Origin of the sequence: Alloalcanivorax marinus (assembly GCF_016785095.1) — a bacterium.
Lineage (GTDB): Bacteria > Pseudomonadota > Gammaproteobacteria > Pseudomonadales > Alcanivoracaceae > Alloalcanivorax > Alloalcanivorax marinus_A.
Genome location: NZ_JAEKJB010000015.1, coordinates 59623 through 79437, shown reverse-complemented (window position 1 = coordinate 79437; position 19815 = coordinate 59623). Strand labels below are relative to the sequence as shown.

At 65.5% G+C, this 19815-nt stretch carries 19 protein-coding genes and 1 other RNA gene; 9 read left to right on the top strand and 11 right to left on the bottom strand.

Annotation, left to right across the window (positions count from 1 at the left end; genetic code table 11):
• The 8 genes from hpxZ to ssrA all read right to left on the bottom strand — a co-directional run bounded on the left by hpxZ (position 1) and on the right by ssrA (position 7900).
• Positions 1–387, bottom strand: a complete 387-nt coding sequence (gene hpxZ, locus JF515_RS17885) for an oxalurate catabolism protein HpxZ (protein ID WP_203105812.1) — start codon at positions 385–387, stop codon at positions 1–3.
• The gene (locus JF515_RS17880; RefSeq protein ID WP_203105811.1) at positions 387–1547 is read right to left on the bottom strand and encodes an amidase; all 1161 of its coding nucleotides are present in this window, start codon (positions 1545–1547) and stop codon (positions 387–389) included. The genes hpxZ and JF515_RS17880 overlap by 1 nt, the downstream gene beginning before the upstream one ends.
• 18 nt (positions 1548–1565) lie before the next feature.
• Positions 1566–2828 carry a TRAP transporter large permease gene (locus tag JF515_RS17875; RefSeq protein ID WP_238401191.1) on the bottom strand — a complete coding sequence of 421 codons (1263 nt, stop codon included), beginning with the start codon at positions 2826–2828 and terminating at the stop codon, positions 1566–1568.
• 25 nt (positions 2829–2853) lie between these two features.
• Positions 2854–3360, bottom strand: a complete 507-nt coding sequence (locus JF515_RS17870; protein WP_203105809.1) for a TRAP transporter small permease — start codon at positions 3358–3360, stop codon at positions 2854–2856.
• Between the two features lie 22 nt (positions 3361–3382).
• Entirely contained in the window at positions 3383–4399 is a 1017-nt protein-coding gene (locus JF515_RS17865; RefSeq protein WP_238401170.1) for a TRAP transporter substrate-binding protein, read from the bottom strand.
• Positions 4400–4655: 256 nt separating this feature from the next.
• Entirely contained in the window at positions 4656–6248 is a 1593-nt protein-coding gene (locus JF515_RS17860) for a gamma-glutamyltransferase family protein (RefSeq protein ID WP_203105808.1), read from the bottom strand.
• Between the two features lie 9 nt (positions 6249–6257).
• Positions 6258–7091: a sulfite exporter TauE/SafE family protein gene (locus tag JF515_RS17855; protein ID WP_203105807.1), complete on the bottom strand. Its 834-nt coding sequence runs from the start codon at positions 7089–7091 to the stop codon at positions 6258–6260.
• 451 nt (positions 7092–7542) lie between these two features.
• Positions 7543–7900, bottom strand: a transfer-messenger RNA (tmRNA) gene (ssrA, locus tag JF515_RS17850).
• A 255-nt stretch (positions 7901–8155) separates the two neighbouring features.
• Between ssrA and JF515_RS17845 the strand changes: the two genes are divergently transcribed.
• The gene (locus tag JF515_RS17845) at positions 8156–8446 is read left to right on the top strand and encodes a hypothetical protein (RefSeq protein WP_203105806.1); all 291 of its coding nucleotides are present in this window, start codon (positions 8156–8158) and stop codon (positions 8444–8446) included.
• A 68-nt stretch (positions 8447–8514) separates the two neighbouring features.
• On the opposite strand, the gene smpB is transcribed toward JF515_RS17845, so the two are convergent.
• On the bottom strand, positions 8515–8991 hold the full coding sequence (smpB, locus tag JF515_RS17840) for an SsrA-binding protein SmpB (RefSeq protein WP_203105805.1): 477 nt from the start codon (positions 8989–8991) through the stop codon (positions 8515–8517).
• Between the two features lie 140 nt (positions 8992–9131).
• Here smpB and JF515_RS17835 point away from each other — a divergent pair, with 140 nt between their 5' ends.
• Together JF515_RS17835 and JF515_RS17830 are read left to right on the top strand one after the other, a co-directional pair.
• Positions 9132–10541 carry a sodium-dependent transporter gene (locus JF515_RS17835; protein WP_203105804.1) on the top strand — a complete coding sequence of 470 codons (1410 nt, stop codon included), beginning with the start codon at positions 9132–9134 and terminating at the stop codon, positions 10539–10541.
• Positions 10534–10824, top strand: a complete 291-nt coding sequence (locus tag JF515_RS17830; RefSeq protein ID WP_203105803.1) for an RnfH family protein — start codon at positions 10534–10536, stop codon at positions 10822–10824. The genes JF515_RS17835 and JF515_RS17830 overlap by 8 nt, the downstream gene beginning before the upstream one ends.
• A gap of 18 nt (positions 10825–10842) precedes the next feature.
• On the opposite strand, the gene JF515_RS17825 is transcribed toward JF515_RS17830, so the two are convergent.
• Positions 10843–11337 carry an outer membrane protein assembly factor BamE gene (locus tag JF515_RS17825; RefSeq protein ID WP_203105802.1) on the bottom strand — a complete coding sequence of 165 codons (495 nt, stop codon included), beginning with the start codon at positions 11335–11337 and terminating at the stop codon, positions 10843–10845.
• A gap of 109 nt (positions 11338–11446) precedes the next feature.
• On the opposite strand from JF515_RS17825, the gene fur reads away from it, so the two are divergent.
• Positions 11447–11857 carry a ferric iron uptake transcriptional regulator gene (gene fur, locus JF515_RS17820; RefSeq protein WP_203105801.1) on the top strand — a complete coding sequence of 137 codons (411 nt, stop codon included), beginning with the start codon at positions 11447–11449 and terminating at the stop codon, positions 11855–11857.
• Between the two features lie 104 nt (positions 11858–11961).
• Here the strand turns inward: fur and recN are convergent, their stop codons facing one another.
• Positions 11962–13632, bottom strand: a complete 1671-nt coding sequence (gene recN / locus JF515_RS17815; protein WP_203105800.1) for a DNA repair protein RecN — start codon at positions 13630–13632, stop codon at positions 11962–11964.
• Between the two features lie 159 nt (positions 13633–13791).
• On the opposite strand from recN, the gene hrcA reads away from it, so the two are divergent.
• From hrcA to dapB, 5 genes are all read left to right on the top strand, one after another.
• A complete protein-coding gene (gene hrcA / locus JF515_RS17810; RefSeq protein ID WP_203105799.1) occupies positions 13792–14841 on the top strand; it encodes a heat-inducible transcriptional repressor HrcA in 1050 nt (349 codons plus the stop codon).
• Between the two features lie 109 nt (positions 14842–14950).
• Positions 14951–15535: a nucleotide exchange factor GrpE gene (gene grpE, locus JF515_RS17805; protein ID WP_203105798.1), complete on the top strand. Its 585-nt coding sequence runs from the start codon at positions 14951–14953 to the stop codon at positions 15533–15535.
• Positions 15536–15655: 120 nt separating this feature from the next.
• On the top strand, positions 15656–17572 hold the full coding sequence (dnaK, locus tag JF515_RS17800; RefSeq protein ID WP_203105797.1) for a molecular chaperone DnaK: 1917 nt from the start codon (positions 15656–15658) through the stop codon (positions 17570–17572).
• Between the two features lie 146 nt (positions 17573–17718).
• A complete protein-coding gene (dnaJ, locus tag JF515_RS17795) occupies positions 17719–18843 on the top strand; it encodes a molecular chaperone DnaJ (protein ID WP_203105796.1) in 1125 nt (374 codons plus the stop codon).
• Between the two features lie 9 nt (positions 18844–18852).
• Positions 18853–19677 carry a 4-hydroxy-tetrahydrodipicolinate reductase gene (gene dapB / locus JF515_RS17790; RefSeq protein WP_203105795.1) on the top strand — a complete coding sequence of 275 codons (825 nt, stop codon included), beginning with the start codon at positions 18853–18855 and terminating at the stop codon, positions 19675–19677.
• The last annotated feature ends 138 nt before the right edge of the window (positions 19678–19815 follow it).

Here is a 19815-nt window from a genome sequence, read left to right as displayed (position 1 = left end):
TTAACCCTCGTCCATGAACGATACATGGGCGGCGACGACGCGCCATCCCTCCGGCCGTCGTGCCCACACCTGGCTTTGACGCCCGGTGCGCGGATTGCCCGGCCGGTGGAACTCGGTCCAGACCGTGGCGAGGTCGCGGCCGTGGGTGGTGATACGGGTGTTATGCAGGGTGCGGGCCAAATTGCCACCGGGGCGGCCGGCGCGAAACGCCTGAATCTGGTCGTAGCCGTACAGGTTCTCCCCGGCGCCGTAACGCACCACCCGGGCATCCTCCCAGAATAACCGATCCAGCACCGCCACGTCGTTATTTACCAAGGCTTTTTCGTATTCCTGGAAAGCCGCGCTCACTTCCTCGATCACTTCCGGGATATCCAGTTCCTGGGACATTAGCCGTTCTCCCATCGTGCGGCCAGTTGCAGAAGCGCCAGGTCAGCCCCTGGCGGGCCGATCAATGACAGGCCCACCGGGCCGCGCTCGTCATGCAGCAACGGCAGGGTCAGTTGTGGCAGGCCGGCGGTGCCGGCCACCGCGGTCATGCACAGGGTGCGCAGGCGCACCTCGTCCACCGCCGCGTCGCTGGCGTCCAGGGCAATCGCCGCGGTGGGCGTGGTGGGCAGGCACAGCACGGTGCCGTCGGCGACCAGTTGGCGTACCCGGCGGCGCAGCAGGTCGCAGGCCTCGCGGGCCTCGGCGGCCTGGGCCGGCGTGACGTCGGCGGCGGCGGCGAAGCGTTCACGAATACCGGGGCCGAATTCAGGCCGGTGTTCGCTGATCCAGTCGCCAAAATAGCGCCAGGCCTCGAACGCCTGGGCCGGCCGGAAAGCATCGAAGAAGGCCCGCAGCGGGCCCACGGATACCGGCTCGCCGGGGCTCAGCCCGGCGAAGCCCTCGGCGGTGAGTTCGTTAAGCTGGCCGGCCAGGTTCTCGCCGGCCATGGTCAGCGCTTCCCGCAGGGGGCACAGACGCCGCAACGCCGGACCGGTGTAGGCGGGCAGCAGTTGCCGACCCACCGCCAACAGGGTGGCGGCGTCGCGGGCGAACCAGCCGAGCGTGTCGAAGCTTTTCGCCAGGTGCGCGGTGTGGCGGTCGTCGACCAGGCCATGGGTGGGGCGCAGCCCATAAATACCGCAGTAACTGGCCGGCACTCGCACCGAGCCGCCGGTATCGCTGCCCAGGGCGAAATCCACCAGGCCGGCGGCCACCACCGAGGCGGAGCCGCTGGAGGAGCCGCCGGGGATGCCGTCCGGCACCGCCGGATTGGGCGGCGTGCCGTAGTGTATGTTCTGGCCGGCCAGGCTGTAGGTGAGTTCGTCGGTGTGGGTCTTGCCCACTAGTTCGGCGCCGGCGGCCAGCAGGGCGGTCACCACCGGGGAGGTGTGCTCGGCGGGGGCGTGGGTGGCGCGATAGAGCGGGTGGCCGACGCCGGTGACGGTGCCGGCGATATCGTAAACATCCTTGGCGGCGAAGCGGAGCCCGTCCAGGGGGCCGCTACCAGTAGGGGCGAGGTGGACCGGGTCGAAGTCCAGAAAGCCGTTGTCCAGTTTCACTCGTATCTCCAAACAGATTCAAAGGCCCGACATCACGGAGCGCGGCAGCCACAGGCTGATTCCCGGGAACACATTGACGATCACCAGGGCCAGCAGTGCCAGCCACACCAGGGGCAGGGCGCCGCGCACCGCCTCCGCGTAGCGCACATCGCCCAGGCCGCTGGCGACGAACAGGTTCATGCCGAACGGTGGCGTGAACATGCCGATGGCGCAGTTCACGCACAGGATCACGCCCAGATGCACCAGGTCGATGCCCACCGCCCGGGCCACGTTGACGATCAACGGTACCAGGATGATGACGATGGAGTTGGGGTCCAGGAACATACCGGCCACCAGCACCACCAGGTTGATCATCAGCAGCAGGGTCCAGGGATTGTCGCTGAGCGCCAGCAGCCCGCCGGCGATGGTCTCGGTGATGCCACTGGAGGTCAGGTACCAGGAAAACGCCGCCGCCGCCGAGATGATGACCATCACCTGGGCGGTGACCACGGCGCTGTCCACGCATACCTTCCAGAGGCCGGGGAGGTCCAGTTCCCGGTACACGAACAGCCCCACGAAGGCGGCGTAGGCCACCGCCACGGCGGCCGCCTCGGTGGGCGTGAAAATGCCGCCGTAGATGCCACCCAGGATCAACACCGGAATCGCCAGTCCCCAGGATGCCTCGCCCACGGCGCTGAGCCATTCCTCCAGGCCGGGCCAGGGCTTCGGTTCCAGGCCGTCCCGGTGGGCCCGGTAGAAACAGTAGGCGAAGAACACCGCCCCGTACACCAGGCCGGCGCCGATACCGGCCATGAACAGGGCGCCGATGGAAACGCCGGCCACGGCACCGTAGACGATCATGAAGATGCTCGGCGGAATAATAATGCCCAGGGCACCGGTGGCCATCAGCAGGCCCAGGGTGAACTTCTTGTCGTAGCCCTGCTCGGTCATGGTGGGCAGCATCATGCGACCGATGGACACCACCGTGGCCGGGCTGGAGCCGGAGATGGCGCCGAAGAACATGGAGCCGGTGACGGTGGTCATCGCCAGGCCGCCACGCATCGGGCCCACCAGCAGCATGGCCACGCGCAGGATGCGCTGGGACAGACCGCCGGTGCTCATCAGGTTGCCGGCCAGGATGAACAGCGGAATCGCCATCAGCGGAAAGCTGTCCAGGCCGGAGAACATGCGCTGAATGATCAGCATCAGCGGCGTGCCGTTTTCCAGGTGCAGGCCGATGAACACCGCCAGCAGCAGCGCCACGAAGATTGGCAGGCCCACGGTGAGCAGACCCGATACCATCACGAAGAATCCCGCGCCCATGCCGCTACCCCGCCAGTACCGGCGCCGTGGAGGGCGCCGGCTTGCAACGCAGCACCCGTACCAGGGATTCGCCCAGGCGGATCAGCATAAGCACGCCGCTCACCGGGATCGCCAGGTAGAACAGGTACATGGGCGCCTCCATGGCCGGCGATACCTGGCCGAAACGGTACAGGGTGGCGACCATGGCGCCACCGTACCAGACCAGCAGTCCGGCCAGCGCCGCGCAGGCCAGGATGATGATCACTTCCAGCACCTTGCGCGCCGGGCCGGGGAGCAACTGGCGCAGCACGTCGATGTTGATGTGCGCGTCCTGCCGGAACGCCAGGCCACAGGACAGGAACACCATCCAGATAATGGCGTAGCGCACGCTCTCCTCGGCCCAGCTGAACGAATGATTGAACAGGGCGCGGGCGGTGATTTGCACGCACAGCATGACGGCGGCGAACAGGATCAGGGCGCCCACGGACGCCGCCTCCACCCTGGCCAGGCCGCGACTGAATCGTTGCCACATGACGCTAACTCCCCGGGGCTGTTTATTGCCCCTCGTTGAGACGATCCAGTTCCTGGCGAGTGGCCTGCATCAGGTCCTCGCCGAGAATGGCGCCGAATTCCTCGTAGACCGGGTCCATGGCATCGCGGAAGGCCTGCTTTTGCTCGTCATTGAGTACCACCACCTCGGTGCCGCCGGCTTCCTTGATGCCGTCCAGGTAGCCCTGTTCGCGGGCGACGGAGCGCTCACGCTGGTACTGGCCGGCTTCCCGGGCGGCGTCCATCAGGATTGTTTGCTGCGCTTCGGGGAGCTTGTCGAACCACACCTTGCTGAAGATGAAGGCGGTGCCCAGGTAGCCGTGGTTGGACAGCATCAGGTAGTCCTGGACCTCGTAGAACTTCATTTGCGAGATCGATACCAGCGGGTTCTCCTGGCAATCCACCACGCCCTGCTGCAGGGCGGTGTAGGTTTCCGAGAAGGCGATCGGCACCGGGTTTGCGCCCACCGCCTTGTACTGGGCGATCAACAACGGGCTTTCCATGACGCGGAACTTGGCGCCATCCAGGTCCGCGGGTTCATGCACCGGCTTGTTGCAGGTCATCTGCTTGAAGCCACTCTCCCAAAAACTGGCCGGTTCGAAGCCGGCGTCGCGCAGGCCATCCAGCACGCGCTGACCCACCGGGCCGTCCAGGAATTGATAGGCGATGTCCCGGGAGGGGAACAGGAAGGGCAGGTCGATCAACTGAAGCTGCTTGTTGAAGCCGCTCAGTTTGGCGGTGGGAATGGGCGCCGCCTGCACCGCGCCGAACTGCATCTGCTGGGCCACCTGGACGTCGTCGCCAAGGGCGTTGTTGGGGAAGATCTTGACCTGGATGTCGCCGTTGCTGCGTTCTTCCACCAGCTTTTTGAAGCGCAGGGCCCCTTCGTGCTGGGCGCTGTCCTCGGTGAGGTCGTGGTGCAGTTTGACCACGGTGGCGGCCTGGGCGGTCAGGGTGCCCAGACTCAAGGTGACCAGGGATAGCGCCACCACGGTGAGCGGGCGGATCAGTCGGTTCAACATGCTGTTCTCCTGCCAATCGGATAAGGACGACAGGAACAGAGCAGGCTTTGTGCCAAACAGAAAAGCCCTTCCTAATCAAAGGCTTGAATATTTATTGCCCACAAAAAATGATCCGCCTTGGTGCGCTGTGCTCCGAATGTATACACAGGCCCGGCGAGGAGAAGGCGGGAGAAGAAAGGAAAGGGGAAAAAAGAAGGCGGACGACACGACCGGGAAGGGGCCGTGCCGCCGCCGAGGGTTGCTCGGTTGAAACGGGTTACAGCGTTGCCACCAGGCCGTCACTGCGCGGATCGCTGGCGCCTTCGATGACGCCGTCCGGATGGCGCACCACGGCGCCGGCATGGCCCATGGTGTCGCTGAAGTCCTGGTCCAGCACTTCCACCTGGTGGCCGGCGTCGCGCAGCTTTTCCACCAGCTCCGCTTCGAAGCGGGCCTCCAGCTTCAGGCTGGTGCTTTCCTCGCCCCAGGTACGGCCCAGCAGCCAGCGCGGCGCGGTCACCGCCTGCTGTAGCGACTGGTTGAACAGCCCGTAACGGCTGAACACCGCCGCCTGGGTTTGCGGTTGCCCTTCGCCGCCCATGGTGCCGTAGACCATGGTGCGACCGTCGTCGAAGCGGGCCATGGCCGGGTTCAGGGTGTGGAACGGCTTGCGGCCCGGTTTCAGGGCCTGGGGCGCGTTTTCGTCCAGAGAGAAGCTGATGCCCCGGTTTTGCCACAGCACGCCGGTGGCGGGCAGCGCCACGCCGCTGCCGAATTCCCAGTAGATGCTCTGGATAAAGCTGGCGGAGCGGCCCTCGCGGTCGATGCAGCCCATCCAGATGGTGTCGCCGGGCAGCGCCGGTTGCGGCCAGGGCAGGGCGCGGGTGGGGTCGATGCCGGCGGCCCGTTCGGCCAGGTCATCGCCGGACAGGAAGTCCGCCGGGTCCACGTCCATGTAGGCCGGGTCGGTGCAGTGGCGGTCGCGGATCAGGAACGCCTGCTTGGTGGCTTCCACCAGGCCGTGGATGTGGTCGAAGCCTTCCGCCTCGGTGACGCCCAGGCGGTCGAACATGCCCAGGATCATCAGCGACGCCATGCCCTGGGTGGGCGGTGGCTGGTTGTAGAGGGTAGCGGTGCGCAGCCGGGTGGACAGCGGTTCCACCACCCGGGCCCGGTAGGCGGCCAGGTCGTCCCCGGTCAGCGGGCTGCCGGCCCGGGCCAGATCCGCCGCCAGGGCGGCGGCCAGCTCGCCCCGGTAGAAATCATCCAGGCCGGCCTGGCCCAGACGCTCCAGGGTATCGGCCAGGGCCGGTTGACGCAGCACCTGGCCTTCCTTGGGAACCTGGCCGTCGAGCAGGAAGGCGTCGGCGAAGCCGGGGACGTCGGCCAGCTCCGCCAGTTTGGCGCGGGTCAGGCCTTCCTGGCTGGCGGTGACCGCCACGCCGTCGCGGGCGTGGCGCCGGGCGTCGTCCAGCAGTCGCGGTAGAGGCAGGCGACCGCCCCACCGCTCGGCGATTTCCCGGGCGCGCTCCCAGCCGCCGATGGTACCGGCCACGGTGAGCGCCGCCAGCGGCCCCCGGGACGGGATCACGTCGTGGCCGCGGGCACGGTAGAAATCCGCGTCGGCGGCGGCGGCCGCGGGGCCGCAGGCTTCGATGGCCTTGGGCGCCTGGCCGGGTTCGGCGAGCAGCCAGAAGCCGTCGCCGCCGATGGCGTTCATGTGCGGGTAGACCACGGCGATCGCCGCCGCCGCCGCGATCATCGCTTCGGCGGCGTTGCCTCCCTCGCGGAGCACGTCCCGACCGGCCTGGGCGGCCAGGTGATGGGGGGCGACGAAGACACCGCCGAGGGCGCGTTTGGTATGCAGCATGGTGATTCCTCAGAGCAGGCCGTAGAACATCCGCAGGGATGTCAGGAACAGGAACACGGCGAACGCCTGGCGCAGCCGGGTGGCGTTGATGGCGTGGGCCAGGCGCGCGCCCACCGGGGCCATCAGCATGGTCATTGGCACGATCAGAATAAAGCCGATCAGGTTCACGTAGCCCACGGTGAACGGCGGCCGGCCCGGATCGTCCATGCCATGCAGCAGAAAACCAATGGCGCCGGGCACGCTGATGAACAGGCCGATGGCGGCGGCGGTGCCGACCGCCTTGTGAATCGGATAGTTGAACAGGGTCAGGATCGGCACCGTCAGGGTGCCACCGCCGATGCCCATGAGCGTGGAGAAGCCGCCGATCACGGTACCGATCAATTGCTTGAACGGGGTCGGCGGCAGTGATTCGGCCAGCGCGCCGCCCTGGGTACGGAACGCCATGTTGGCGGCCACCAGCAGGGCCACGGCGGCGAAGATGGCGGTCAGGGCGGTGCCGCCCAGGTAGCCACTCAGCCAGGTGCCGATCAGCACGCCGATCACCAGCGCCGGGCCCAGGGTCTTGAGCAGTGAGAAATCCAGGTTGCCCTTGGCGGCGTGGGCCCGTGCCGACATGATCGAGGTGGGAATGATGGTGGCCAGGGAAGTGCCCACCGCAACGTGCATTTTCACGGATTCGTCCACGCCCAGCAGGGTGAACAGATGATAGAGCACCGGCACGATGACGATGCCGCCGCCCACCCCCAACAGGCCGGCCATGACGCCGGCGATCACGCCGGTGGCCAGCAGCGCCACCACCAGGCCCGCCAGCCAGGCGATGCTGTATTGATCCAGGAATTCCAAAAGGTGACTCCTTCAACGGCTTTGTGGTCCGTCCCGGCGGCGCATCCCCAGCATATCGAGGCCGCCCTGGGCGGTTTCAGGGCATGGAGCAAGTTATGTGCCGTTCTTGTATACACGAAAATTGGCAGGAAAGTGAAGGGTTTAGGGGTATTTAGGTGGTGAATGTTGGGGGTTCATGGGATGGATGCACTTTTATGGTGCGTTTTTGTGGGGTGGGTGGGTGGTTTGGGGGCAGGGTGGGGGTGGCGGGCCGGCGGGGGGAAGGTGGCCGGATCGCTTTTGGCGATCCGGCCATCCCGGCCTTTGGCCGGGACCGTCCCCGCGGGGCGGGGACGTCCTGCGCGAAGCTTTGCTTCGCTTGTCGAACCCCGACGGGGGTTCTTAACCCTCCACCCCCGACCGCGCAAAGAAAAAGGGGCACCCCGTTTGGGGTGCCCCTTTTTCTTTGCGTTGGTGGAGGCGGGGGGAATCGAACCCCCGTCCGCCAGCAATCCGCCTGTGGATCTACATGTTTAGTCTGGTCTATTGATTTAAGTGGCTGCGGCCCGACCGACAGGGCGCAGTCACCGAGTCCCTAAGAGTTTTAACGGCGCCGTCCGGGACGGACTTTGCCGCGAGCCTGTGTAGCGATGCTCGCCGCACTTCCCCACAGGCTGGGTCGTTTGGCGATAAGCGGGGTTTAAGCCGCTAGTGCGTAAGTATCGTCGTTTGCGATTACTTTAAAATGCCACAAGGAATTTACGAGCATTGCGACGCTACTCGACATGCACCACAGGTTTCTTTACCGGCGTCGAATCCATGTCGCCCCCTGTGATCTGGCCGCACAGGCCAAGCGGCGTATTGTAGGAGATGGGGGCGCCGGGAGGAAAGCCAAGGGGCGCTTTATTTGTTGAGAATGCTCAAAGAGGGCCGCATTGCCGGTTTTTTGTACGCCTTGTCGGACAATCAGACCCGAATGCCATGGCGTTGTCATTGCCCGGGTGCATGATTCTGGTCAAAGCGAGCCTCGAATACCGATGACAAAGTCAGCCGCTAACCCATCCGTTTAAAGAGGGAGCGAGATCATGAAAGCGATCTTCCGGTCAGCTGAACAGGTTGTCGAGAAAGCCCTGGCGCCGGTGGCGGCGCGTCCGTTGCTGGCGCGTACCCTGCAGTTGGTGCTGGCGGTGGCATTATACGCCGGCGGTATCGCGGCGTTGGTGGCGGTGAGCGGCGACGCCCGGATTCCGGTGCTGTTGTTCGCGGTGTACTTTCTGCCGGCGGTGCTGCGTGCCTGGCTGCGGGTGTACTGGTGGGTGCGTGACGAGGTGCGCGGCTGGCGCCGCCGCCATGGCCGCACCGGCAAGGCGTTTTAATCGAGTCTGGCGAAATCGCGACCAAAGTCGCTCCTACGGGATTGCTGTAGGAGCGACTTTGGTCGCGATCAGTGCTGGCGCAGAATACGCTGCTTCTGGCGGTTCCAGTCGCGTTCGCGCTCGGTGGCCCGTTTGTCGTGTTTCTGCTTGCCCTTGGCCAGGGCGATGTCCAGTTTCACCCGGCCCCGCCTCCAGTGCAGGTTCACCGGCACGCAGGTGAAGCCTTGTTTTTGCACGCCGCTGAACACCTTGGCCAGCTCCTTGCGGTGCAGCAGCAGCTTGCGGCTGCGCTGCGGGTCCGGCACGAAATGGGTGCTGGCGGCGGGCAGGGGTTCGAAGCGGGCGCCAAACAGGAACGCCTCGCCATCCTTGAGCAGGATGTAGGATTCCGTCAGGTTGGCCTTGCCGGCGCGCAGGGACTTAACCTCCCAGCCTTCCAGGGCCAGGCCGGCCTCGAAGAATTCTTCCAGATGATAGTCGAAGCGCGCCTTGCGGTTCTGCGCGATGGCGTCGGACGTCGACTTTTGCTTTTTCGCTTTGCCCATGGGGCGGCGATTATAGAGAGTGCCCGCGGTTCTGGCGAGGGCGCCGTTCGTCGGGGTGGGTGAGCGTTCACGCACTGTCCCTTGAGGGGTCCCTGGAAAATCAAGACAATGGCCGCATTGCGTCGAGGGGTTGATAGCCGATGAGCGAACAGAACAAGCCGGTCCACGGCATGTGGGCCAGCCGGTGGGTCTTTATTCTTGCCGCCACCGGGTCCGCGGTGGGCCTGGGCAACATATGGCGGTTTCCGTACATCACCGGCGAGTATGGCGGCGGGGCCTTCGTGGTGCTGTATCTGCTCTGCATCGCCTTGATGGGCGTGCCGATCATGATCGCCGAAGTGCTGCTGGGGCGCCGGGGTGGCCTCAGCCCGATTCATTCCATGGGGCGGCTGGCCGAGCAGAGTAAGGTGAGCCAGCGCTGGAAGGGCATTGGCTACCTGGGGGCACTGGCCGGCTTTCTGATTCTGTCGTTCTATTCCGTGGTCGCCAGCTGGGCGCTGATCTACGTCTGGGAGGCGGTCACCGGCATGTTCCAGGGGCTTACGGCGATGCAGTCCCAGGCTAACTTCGAGGCCATGCAGGCCAATCCCTGGCTGATGATGGGCTCGCACACCGCTTTCATGGTGCTGACCATGGGCGTGGTGGCCCTGGGGGTGAAACGGGGTCTGGAGCGGGCGGTGGAAGTGCTGATGCCGTTGCTGTTCCTGCTGCTGGTGGTGTTGATCGGTTACGCCGCCACCACGCCGGGGTTCGCCGAGGGCGTCAGTTTCCTGTTCGCGTTCGATTTCTCCAAGCTGTCCGGAGAGGCGGTGATCATCGCCCTGGGCCAGGCGTTCTTCACCCTCAGCCTGGGGATGGGCGCGATCATGGCCTACGGCGCCTACATGCCCCGCGAGATCAAGGACAAGAAGAGCGGCCGCTCCCGGCCGGTATCGATCGTTTCGTCGGTGGTCATTATCGCGGCCCTGGACACCCTGGTGGCTCTGGGCGCCGGGCTGGCCATGTTCCCACTGCTGTTCACCGGCGGGCTGGAGCCGGCCCAGGGGCCGGGCATGATGTTCGTCACTCTGCCGCTGGCCTTCGGCCAGATGCCCGGTGGCATTCTGTTCGGCAGCTTGTTCTTCGTGCTGGTGGTGTGCGCCGCCTGGAGCTCCTCGATTTCCCTGGGCGAGCCGATGGTGGCCTGGCTGGTGGAGCGCGGTCACAAGCGCGGCGTGGCCGCCACCATGGTGGGGCTGGCGGCCTGGGTGCTGGGTATCGGTTCGGTGCTTTCGTTCAATCTGTGGAAGGAAGATACCTTCCTGATGGGTACCTTCTTCGACAATATCGAGTTCCTGTCCACCAGTATTCTGCTGCCGCTGGGCGGCTTGCTGATCGCCGTGTTCACCGGCTGGGTGATGAAGGAGACCCAGGTGCGCAAGGAGCTGGCGATGAAGAGCTTCCCGCTGTACCTGGTGTGGCGGGCCCTGGTGAGGGTGTTCTCGCCGCTGGCGGTGATCGCCCTGATTCTCTACTCGATCTGGTCCGCGGTCGGAGGTGGTGGTGGCTGAGTCGATCCGCGTGGAGGTGGTCTACGCGCTGCCGGACAAGCAGCGCCTGGTCGCCCTGGAGGTGGCGCCGGGGACCACCATGCTGGACGCCGCGCGCCAGTCCGGTATCGCCGGGCAGTTCGAGGGGCTGGAATTGGAAAATATGCCCATGGGCATCTTCGGCAAGGCGGAGCCGGACCCGGCCCGGCGCGTACTGGCGGACGGCGAGCGGGTGGAGATCTACCGGCCGCTCAGCATCGACCCGAAGGCCGCCCGGCGGGCCCGGGCGGAGCGTTCACGCTAGCAGGGCCTGTCGGCGTCTTCAGCCGTCGCGGGGCAGGGGAACGGTGGTGGCGTCCGGGGTGCTCTGGGCGCCCGGTTCCGGGGCCGGATCGTTGAGCGGCTCCTGATCCACCACATTGCCTTCGCGGCGGTCCTCGGCGCGCTGTTCCAGCTCCCGGTCTCGGCGACCGGAGGTCCGTTCGCGCACATTGGCCACCACTTCGCCCCGGTAATGGCTGTATTGACCGTTTTCGAAGAACACCACGATGTCCTGCTCGACGGTATCGGCCTTGCCGGGCTGGTAATGCAGCAGGTAGTACCAGGTGTCCGGGGTGAAGGGGTCGGTGAGGGTCGGCGGCCCCAGCACGAAGCGTACCTGTTCCGGGCTCATGCCCGGTTCCAGTTCGGCCAGCATGTCCTCGGTCACCACGTTGCCCTGGGGGATATCAATACGGTATACCCCGGGGAAGCGGAGGGAGCTGCAGCCGGTGAGAAGACCGGCCAATAACAGGGATAGGAGAAAGGTCCTTGGCATGATGTTTCGACTTGGCATAATGTCCGGGCGATAATACAGACTTGTTGAAGGGGAACAAGGTTCCTCACGGAATCAGGAATCCCCGCTGGCGGCATACGGAGCAATTGTTTTGGATAATCAGGATCTTAGAAAAGCAGGCTTGAAGGTGACCCTGCCGCGGATGAAAATTCTGCAGCAGCTGGAATCCTCCAAGGAGCGGCATCTCAGCGCCGAGGACATCTATAAATCGCTGATGGACGCCGGCGAGGACGTGGGGCTGGCCACCGTTTACCGGGTGCTGACCCAGTTCGAGCAGGCCGGTATCGTGCTGCGCCATAACTTCGAAGGCGGTTCCGCGGTGTTCGAGCTGGCCGACGAGGATCACCATGATCACATGGTGTGCATGGAGACCGGCGAGGTGATCGAGTTCGTGGACCAGGAGATCGAGGAGCGTCAGCACCGCATCGCCGAGGAGCACGGTTACGAGATCGTCGACCACTCCCTGGTGCTTTATGTGAAGCCCAAGGGCGGCAAGAAGTAAGCCGCCTTCCCGCCAGCCTGCGCCGCGGCACCCGCCGGGACGCGCCGCCAGCCCCATGAAACACCCCGCCCGGATTGCCGTCAGGCAATCCGGGCGGGGTGCGTTCAGGCGACCCGCTGGCCCTTGTCGAGCATTTCCCGGGCATGGGCCAGGGTGGATTCGGTGATTTCCACGCCGCCGAGCATGCGCGCCACTTCCTCCACCCGGGCGGTTTCCGCCAGGGGCTGAATGCGGGTGCGGGTGCTGTCCTTGCCCTGCAGTTTGTGCACCTGCCAGTGCTGGTGGCCCTGGGCGGCCACCTGGGGCTGGTGGGTGATGCACAGTACCTGGGCGTGATCACCCAGTTCGCGCAGCAGCCGACCGACGATCTCGGCGACCCCGCCGCCCACGCCCACGTCCACTTCGTCGAACACCAGGCTGGGCACGGTCAGGTTGCGCGCGCAGATCACCTGGATCGCCAGACTCACCCGGGACAGCTCGCCGCCGGAGGCCACCTTGGCCAGGGCGCGCGGCGGCTGGCCCGGGTTGGCGGAAAAGCGGAATTCCACCTCCTCGAGCCCGTCCGGTCCCGGTTTGCTTTCCTCGACCACCGCTTCCAGGCGGGCGGCCTTCATGCCCAGGGCCTTGAGTTGCTTGAGCACGTCGCGGGTCAGTATGCCGGCGGCGTCGCGGCGTCGCCGGCCCAGCGCCTGGGCCTGTTTCATGTAGGCGTCGCGGGCCTTTTGCTCGGTGGCGGCGAGGGCTTCCAGGTGTTCGTCGAAATGTTCCAGGGTGTCCGCTTCCTCGGCCAGGCGCTGGTGGTGTTCCACCAGTTCCTCCGGGCGCAGGCGGTGCTTGCGGGCCAGGGTGTAGGCCTGGCCGAGCCGCTCTTCCACGTGATTGAGCCGTTCCGGGTCCAGGTCCAGCCTCTCCAGGTAGTGACGCAGGTCCTCGGCGGCGGCCTCCACCTGCAGGCGGGCGGATTCCACGGTATCGAACACGCCGGCCAGGGCGTCGTCGCTGGCGCGGGCTTCCTCCACCCAGTGGCTGACCTGGCCCAGGTGGTCGTTGACGGTGCCGTCCTCGCCGTCGTAAAGGGCGGTGACCGCCTGCTGGCACAGGCGGATCAGGGCGTCGGCGTTGCCCAGGCGCTGCTGTTCCTGCTCCAGCTCCGGCAGCTCGCCCTCGGCCAGAGCCAGGGCATCCAGTTCCTCGAGCTGGAAGCGCAGCAGCTCCTGACGCTCGGTTTGCTCCCGGGCGCTGGCCAGAGCGTCGTCATGGGCGCGCCGGGCGGCCTGCCACTCGCGCCAGCGCTCACGTACCCTGGTGGCAAGGTCTCCGGCTTCGGCCAGGTTGTCGAGCAGGGCGCGGTGGGTTTCCTTGCGAAGCAGGGCCTGGTGTTCGTGCTGGCTGTGGATGCTGATCAGGTGTTCGCCCAGGTCGCGCACCTCGGTGAGTGGCGTGGGGGTGCCGTTGATGTAGGCGCGGGAGCGACCATCGGCGCGTACCGTGCGGCGCAGCAGGCATTCGTCGCCGTCGTCCAGCTCGCGCTCGGCGAGCCAGGCACGGGCCGCCGGGTTGTCGCCCAGGTGAAAGGTGGCCAGCACCTCGGCGCGTTCGCAGCCGGGCCGCACCACGGCGCTGTCCGCCCGTTCCCCCAGGGTCAGCGACAGGGCGTCGATGAGCACCGATTTGCCGGCGCCGGTCTCGCCGCTGATCACGGTCAGGCCGCCCTCGGGTTCCAGCTCCAGCTGGTCCACGGTGGCGAAGTGGCGAACACTGAGATGGGTCAGCATGGACTGTCCTTCTGGCCAGTAGTTGTGAGGATGTTAGGGCATTCCCGCCGCCAGTGTAAGCCCCTGTCCCGGGGCACTGGACGGCGCCGCCGCCGGACGCCGAAAATGGGCGCCGGGAATCAGGCTATACTGAGTCGTCTTTCTTGGTATTTGAAGTATATGTCCAGGCTGGAACTGAACGAACGCAAGCAACGGTTGTTGATGACCCTGGTGGAGCGCCATATCCGTCACGGGCAACCCGTGGGCTCCAAGACCCTGGCGGCCGGCAGCGGCCTCAGCGTGAGCCCGGCCACCATCCGCAACATCATGGCCGAGCTGGAGGAAATGGGCTTGCTGGCCAGCCCGCACACCTCCGCCGGCCGGGTTCCCACCGAGTTGGGCTATCGGCTTTACGTGGACACCCTGCTTGCCTCCAGCACCATGGAGCGGCCGGACAACGCCCGCCTGCGCGATGAACTGCGGCGCATGCTGGCGCCGGATCAATCTCCCCAGGCGCTGGTGTCCCAGGCTTCGCGAACCCTGGCGGAGTTGACCCGCATGGCCGGGCTGGTGGCGGTGCCGCGCCGTCAGGTCACCACCTTGCGCCAGGTGGAATTCCTGCCGTTATCCGGCCAGCGGGTGCTGGTGGTGCTGGTGGTGAACCGCTCCGAGGTGCAGAACCGCATCATCCAGACCAGCCGGGAATACGATGAGGTGGAGCTGCGTCAGGCCGCCAACTACATCAACCAGACCTACGCCGGCTGCGATCTGGACGGTATCTGTGAAGGCCTGCTCAGCACCATGGAGGCGGATCGCGCCCAGCTCGATGAAATGATGCAGACCACTCTGGACGTGGCCGGCAAGGCGCTGCGCCCGGAGCGTGAGGACTCCGACTATGTGGTGTCCGGTGAGTCCAATCTGATCGACAGTGCCGGGCTGGACAGCATCGACAAGCTGCGCGACCTGTTCGATGCGTTCAATCGAAAGCGTGACATTCTGCATTTGCTGGAACGCAGCATGAAGGCGGACGGCGTGCAGATATTCATCGGCCGCGAATCCGGCTACCAGCCGTTCGAGGAATATTCCCTGGTGTCCGCTCCGTACCGGGTGGACAACGGTCCCATGGGGGTGCTGGCGGTGGTCGGTCCCACCCGCATGGACTATGAGAAGGTGATTCCCACCGTGGACATCACCGCCCGCATCCTCTCCGCCGCGCTTACCCAATTGTAGGCCGTGACTCGGCGGTTCCGGGGCGCGCGTCGTCGTCGCCCTTGAATCCCTCCCCGGCGTTCCCATATCTTTGCCCGCTTTCCCAGAATTCGGGATGTCTGGAGTGGATATGAGCGAACAGGACAAAAAACAGCCGGCCGACGAGGCCGAAATCAACGAAGGTGCCCGCCCCGAGGCGGAAGCCGAACAGGTGGCGTCCGGGCAGCAGGACGGCAACGGCGTCGAGGACGAGCTGGCGGAAACCCGCGATCGGCTCGCCCGCGTGGAAAAGGCGCTGGCCGAGGCCGACCTGCGTGCCCAGGCGGAAATTCAGAATGTGCGCCGCCGCGCCGAGCGCGATGTGGAGAGTGCTCACAAGTTCGCGCTGGAGAAGTTCGCCGCCGATGTGCTCACCGTGGCGGACAGCCTGGAGCGGGGCCTGGCCACGCTGAACCCCGAGGACGAGGCGCTCAAGCCCGCCCGCGAGGGGCTCGAACTGACCCTCAAGGTGCTGCTCGATGTGTTCGCCAAATACAACCTCGAGCAGATCGATCCTCAGGGGCAGCCCTTCAACCCGGAGCACCACGAAGCGATGACCATGGTGCCGGCACCCAATGCCGAGCCCAACACCGTGATCGAGGTGCTGGAGAAGGGGTATCAACTCAACGGTCGCCTGATCCGCCCGGCCCGGGTGGTGGTCAGCAAGGCCGAATAAGGCGCGCGGCGCCTCTCTTGAAAAGCCACCGCCAGCCGCCATATAGCTGGCAGGTCATTAAGGTTCAGCTGTCCGGGCGGCCATTCGGGGTCCGGACCGTGTGAAGGAGAATGGAGCATTATGGGTAAGATCATTGGTATCGACCTTGGCACCACCAACAGCTGTGTCGCTGTCATGGAAGGGGACAAAACCAAGGTCATCGAGAACGCCGAGGGCGCGCGCACCACGCCGTCCATCATCGCCTACACCGAGGACAACGAGATCCTCGTCGGTCAGGCCGCCAAGCGTCAGGCGGTGACCAACCCCACCAACACCCTGTACGCGGTCAAGCGTCTGATCGGTCGTCGTTTCGAAGACGACGTGGTGCAGAAGGACATCAAAATGGTGCCCTACAAGATCACCAAGGCCGACAACGGTGACGCCTGGGTGGAAGTGAAGGGCGAGAAGATGGCGCCGCCGCAGATCTCCGCGCAGGTCCTCAAGAAAATGAAGAAGACCGCGGAAGACTATCTGGGCGAGGAAGTCACCGAGGCGGTGATCACCGTGCCCGCCTACTTCAACGACTCCCAGCGTCAGGCCACCAAGGATGCCGGGCGCATCGCCGGCCTCGAGGTCAAGCGCATCATCAACGAGCCCACCGCCGCGGCCCTGGCCTATGGTCTGGACAAGAAAGGCGGTGATCGCACCATCGCGGTCTACGACCTGGGTGGCGGTACCTTCGACATCTCCATCATCGAGATCGCCGAGGTGGACGGTGAGCATCAGTTCGAGGTGCTGGCCACCAACGGTGACACCTTCCTGGGTGGCGAGGACTTCGACCTGGCGATCATCAACTACCTGGCGGATGAGTTCAAAAAGGACTCCGGCATTGATCTGGGTGGCGACGCCCTGGCCATGCAGCGCCTCAAGGAAGCCGCCGAGAAAGCCAAGATCGAGCTTTCCTCCGCGGAACAGACCGAGGTCAACCTGCCTTACATCACCGCCGATCAGACCGGTCCCAAGCACCTGGTGGTGAAAGTGACCCGGGCCAAGCTGGAATCCCTGGTCGAGCAGCTGGTGACCCGCTCCCTGGAGCCGTGCAAGACCGCGCTCAGCGATGCCGGCGTGAAAGCCTCCGACATCACCGACGTGATCCTGGTGGGCGGCCAGACCCGCATGCCCATGGTGCAGAAGAAAGTGGCCGAGTTCTTCGGTAAGGACGCCCGCAAGGACGTCAACCCGGACGAAGCCGTGGCCATCGGTGCTGCTATCCAGGGCGCGGTACTGTCCGGCGACGTGAAGGACGTGCTGCTGCTCGACGTGACCCCGCTGACCCTGGGCATCGAGACCATGGGTGGCGTGATGACGCCGCTGATCGAGAAGAACACCACGATCCCGACCAACGCGTCGCAGGTGTTCTCCACCGCCGAGGACAACCAGACCGCGGTGACCGTGCACGTGCTGCAGGGCGAGCGCAAGCAGGCGGCCCAGAACAAGTCCCTGGGGCAGTTCAACCTGGAGGACATTCCGCCGGCGCCGCGTGGCGTGCCGCAGATCGAGGTAACCTTCGACATCGACGCCAACGGCATCCTGCATGTGGGCGCCAAGGACAAGGCCACCGGCAAGGAACAGACCATTCAGATCAAGGCTTCCTCCGGCCTGTCCGATGATGAAGTCGATCAAATGGTCAAGGACGCCGAGGCCCACGCCGACGAGGACAAGAAGTTCGAGGAGCTGGTGCAGGCGCGCAACCAGGGCGACCACCTGGTGCACGCCACCCGCAAGACCCTGGAAGAAGCCGGCGACAAGGCCAGCGAGGAAGAGAAAGAGGCCATCAACAAGGCCATCGCCGAGCTGGAAGAGGCCCTCAAGGGTAGCGACAAGGACGACATCGAGGCCAAGACCAAGGCGCTCACCGAGGCGTCCGGGGCTCTGGCGCAGAAGATGTACGCCGAAGCCCAGCAGGCCGAAGCCGGCGCCGGTGATCAGCAGAAGGCCTCCGGCGATGACGTGGTCGACGCTGAATTCGAGGAAGTCGACGACGACAAGAAAAAATAAGTCCGCACGCCGGCACGCTGCACGCTGACACGCTGGTCTGCCGCGTTGCCAAGCGCTCACCGCGCTTCACGTGAGTACGCTTCGCGTTTTTTAGCGTGTAGCGTGCAAGCGTGAAGCGTGTTTGCGTTTTCGAACAGAGAATTTCTATGTCCAAACGCGATTATTATGACGTGCTGGGTGTGGCCAAGGACGCCAGCCAGCAGGATCTGAAAAAAGCCTATCGTCGCCTGGCGATGAAGTACCATCCGGATCGCAATCCGGATGACCAGGAGGCGGTGGCCAAGTTCAAGGAGGCAAAGGAAGCCTACGAAGTGCTCGCCGACGAGCAGAAACGCGCCGCCTACGATCAGTTCGGCCATGCCGGCGTCAACGGCCAGGGTGGCTTCGGCGGCGGTGGCGCCGGCGGTTTCGGCGGTGGCGGTTTCGGCGATATTTTCGGGGACATCTTCGGTGATATCTTCGGCGGCGGTCGTCGCGGCCCGGCCCGTGGCGCCGACCTGCGCTACACCCTGGAGCTGACCCTGGAACAGGCGGTACGCGGCTGCGAGGAACAAATCCGCGTGCCCAGCTGGGATACCTGTGAAGTTTGCGACGGCAGTGGTGCCCAGGCCGGCGAGCAGCCGGTCACCTGCCCGACCTGTAATGGCATGGGCCAGGTGCGCATGCAGCAGGGTTTCTTCACGGTGCAACAGGCCTGCCCCACCTGTCACGGCGAGGGCAAGGTGGTGGAAAACCCGTGCGGAAACTGCGGTGGCCAGGGCCGGGTGCAGACCACCCGTACCCTGTCGGTGAAAATTCCCGCCGGCGTCGACACCGGCGACCGCATCCGCCTGGCAGGCAAGGGCGAAGCCGGCATGAACGGGGCGCCCCCGGGGGACCTGTACGTGCAGGTGGCGGTGCGCGAGCACGACATCTTCAAGCGCGACGGCGAGAACCTGCACGTGGACGTGCCGCTCAGTTTCGTTGATGCCGCCCTGGGTGGCGAGTTGGAGGTGCCCACCCTGAATGGCCAGGTGAAGCTCAAGGTGCCGCCGGAAACCCAGACCGGCAAGCTGTTCCGGTTGCGTGGCAAGGGGGTTACTCCGGTGCGCGGCGGGCCGCCCGGCGATCTGATCTGCAAGGTGGTGGTGGAGACTCCGGTGAAGCTGTCCGGCGAACAGAAAGACCTGCTGCGCGATTTCCAGGAATCCCTGGAGAAGGGCGGCGAGCGCCACAATCCGCGTCGCACCAGTTGGTTCGAGGGCGTGAAACGCTTCTTCGAAGGGCTCTGAGGAAAGATCATGAAAGTAGGCATTATTGGCGCCGCCGGGCGCATGGGACGCATCCTCATGGAGGCCACGCTGGCCAATCCGGATACCGAACTGGCCGCCGCCGTGGATGTGCCCGGCTCCAGCCTGATCGGTGTCGACGCCGGTGAACTGGTGGGCCAGGGCCGCCTCGGCGTGGTCCTGGCGGATGAGCTGGAAAAGGTGGTTCGCGACGCGGATGTGTTCATCGACTTCACCGTGCCCGAGGCCACCGCGCGCCATATCGAGGTGTGCCGGGCCGCCGGCACCCGGCTGGTGATCGGCACCACCGGGCTGGATGATCACCAGACCGCCTCGTTGCGCGCCGCCGGCGAGGACATCGCCATCTGCTTCGCGCCCAACTATTCGATCGGTGTGAACCTCTGCTTCAAGCTGCTGGAGACCGCCGCCGCGGTGCTCGGTGACGAGGTGGACATCGAGGTAATCGAGGCCCACCACCGGCACAAGATCGATGCCCCCTCCGGCACCGCCCTGCGCATGGGCGAGGTGGTGGCCCAGACCCTGGGCCGTGATCTCAAGGAGTGCGCGGTGTATGGCCGCGAGGGCCGCACCGGCGAACGGGAGCGGCGCACCATCGGCTTCGAGACCATCCGTGCCGGCGATATCGTCGGCGACCACACGGTGCTGTTCGCCGCCGATGGTGAACGCGTGGAAATCACCCACAAGGCGTCCAGCCGCATGTCCTTCGCCCGGGGCGCGGTGCGGGCGGCTCTGTGGCTGGGCGGGCACGATCGCGGGCTGTACGACATGCAGGATGTGCTCGGTCTGGCCGGCGACAGCGCCGGCTGGGGCCGCTGAGGCGGCACGATCGCGGCTAAAGCCGCTCCTACAGCGGGCGCCACCTCTTTGTAGGAGCGGCTTCCGCCGCGATTACGGGCGTGTGACGTGACACCAGGGCGGTTACGTCCTAAAATGGCGCCTGCCCAAGATGGGCGA

Bases quoted from the DNA above. Each gene is read 5' to 3' on its own strand.
- smpB (WP_203105805.1), bottom strand. From the start codon at position 8,991: ATGGGCAAAGCGAAAAAGCAAAAGTCGACGTCCGACGCCATCGCGCAG.
- JF515_RS17845 (WP_203105806.1), top strand. From the start codon at position 8,156: ATGAAAGCGATCTTCCGGTCAGCTGAACAGGTTGTCGAGAAAGCCCTG.
- JF515_RS17825 (WP_203105802.1), bottom strand. From the start codon at position 11,337: ATGCCAAGGACCTTTCTCCTATCCCTGTTATTGGCCGGTCTTCTCACC.
- grpE (WP_203105798.1), top strand. From the start codon at position 14,951: ATGAGCGAACAGGACAAAAAACAGCCGGCCGACGAGGCCGAAATCAAC.
- JF515_RS17870 (WP_203105809.1), bottom strand. From the start codon at position 3,360: ATGTGGCAACGATTCAGTCGCGGCCTGGCCAGGGTGGAGGCGGCGTCC.
- dnaJ (WP_203105796.1), top strand. From the start codon at position 17,719: ATGTCCAAACGCGATTATTATGACGTGCTGGGTGTGGCCAAGGACGCC.
- JF515_RS17865 (WP_238401170.1), bottom strand. From the start codon at position 4,399: ATGTTGAACCGACTGATCCGCCCGCTCACCGTGGTGGCGCTATCCCTG.
- dapB (WP_203105795.1), top strand. From the start codon at position 18,853: ATGAAAGTAGGCATTATTGGCGCCGCCGGGCGCATGGGACGCATCCTC.
- dnaK (WP_203105797.1), top strand. From the start codon at position 15,656: ATGGGTAAGATCATTGGTATCGACCTTGGCACCACCAACAGCTGTGTC.
- JF515_RS17875 (WP_238401191.1), bottom strand. From the start codon at position 2,828: ATGGTATCGGGTCTGCTCACCGTGGGCCTGCCAATCTTCGTGGCGCTG.
- hpxZ (WP_203105812.1), bottom strand. From the start codon at position 387: ATGTCCCAGGAACTGGATATCCCGGAAGTGATCGAGGAAGTGAGCGCG.
- recN (WP_203105800.1), bottom strand. From the start codon at position 13,632: ATGCTGACCCATCTCAGTGTTCGCCACTTCGCCACCGTGGACCAGCTG.
- JF515_RS17835 (WP_203105804.1), top strand. From the start codon at position 9,132: ATGAGCGAACAGAACAAGCCGGTCCACGGCATGTGGGCCAGCCGGTGG.
- JF515_RS17860 (WP_203105808.1), bottom strand. From the start codon at position 6,248: ATGCTGCATACCAAACGCGCCCTCGGCGGTGTCTTCGTCGCCCCCCAT.
- hrcA (WP_203105799.1), top strand. From the start codon at position 13,792: ATGTCCAGGCTGGAACTGAACGAACGCAAGCAACGGTTGTTGATGACC.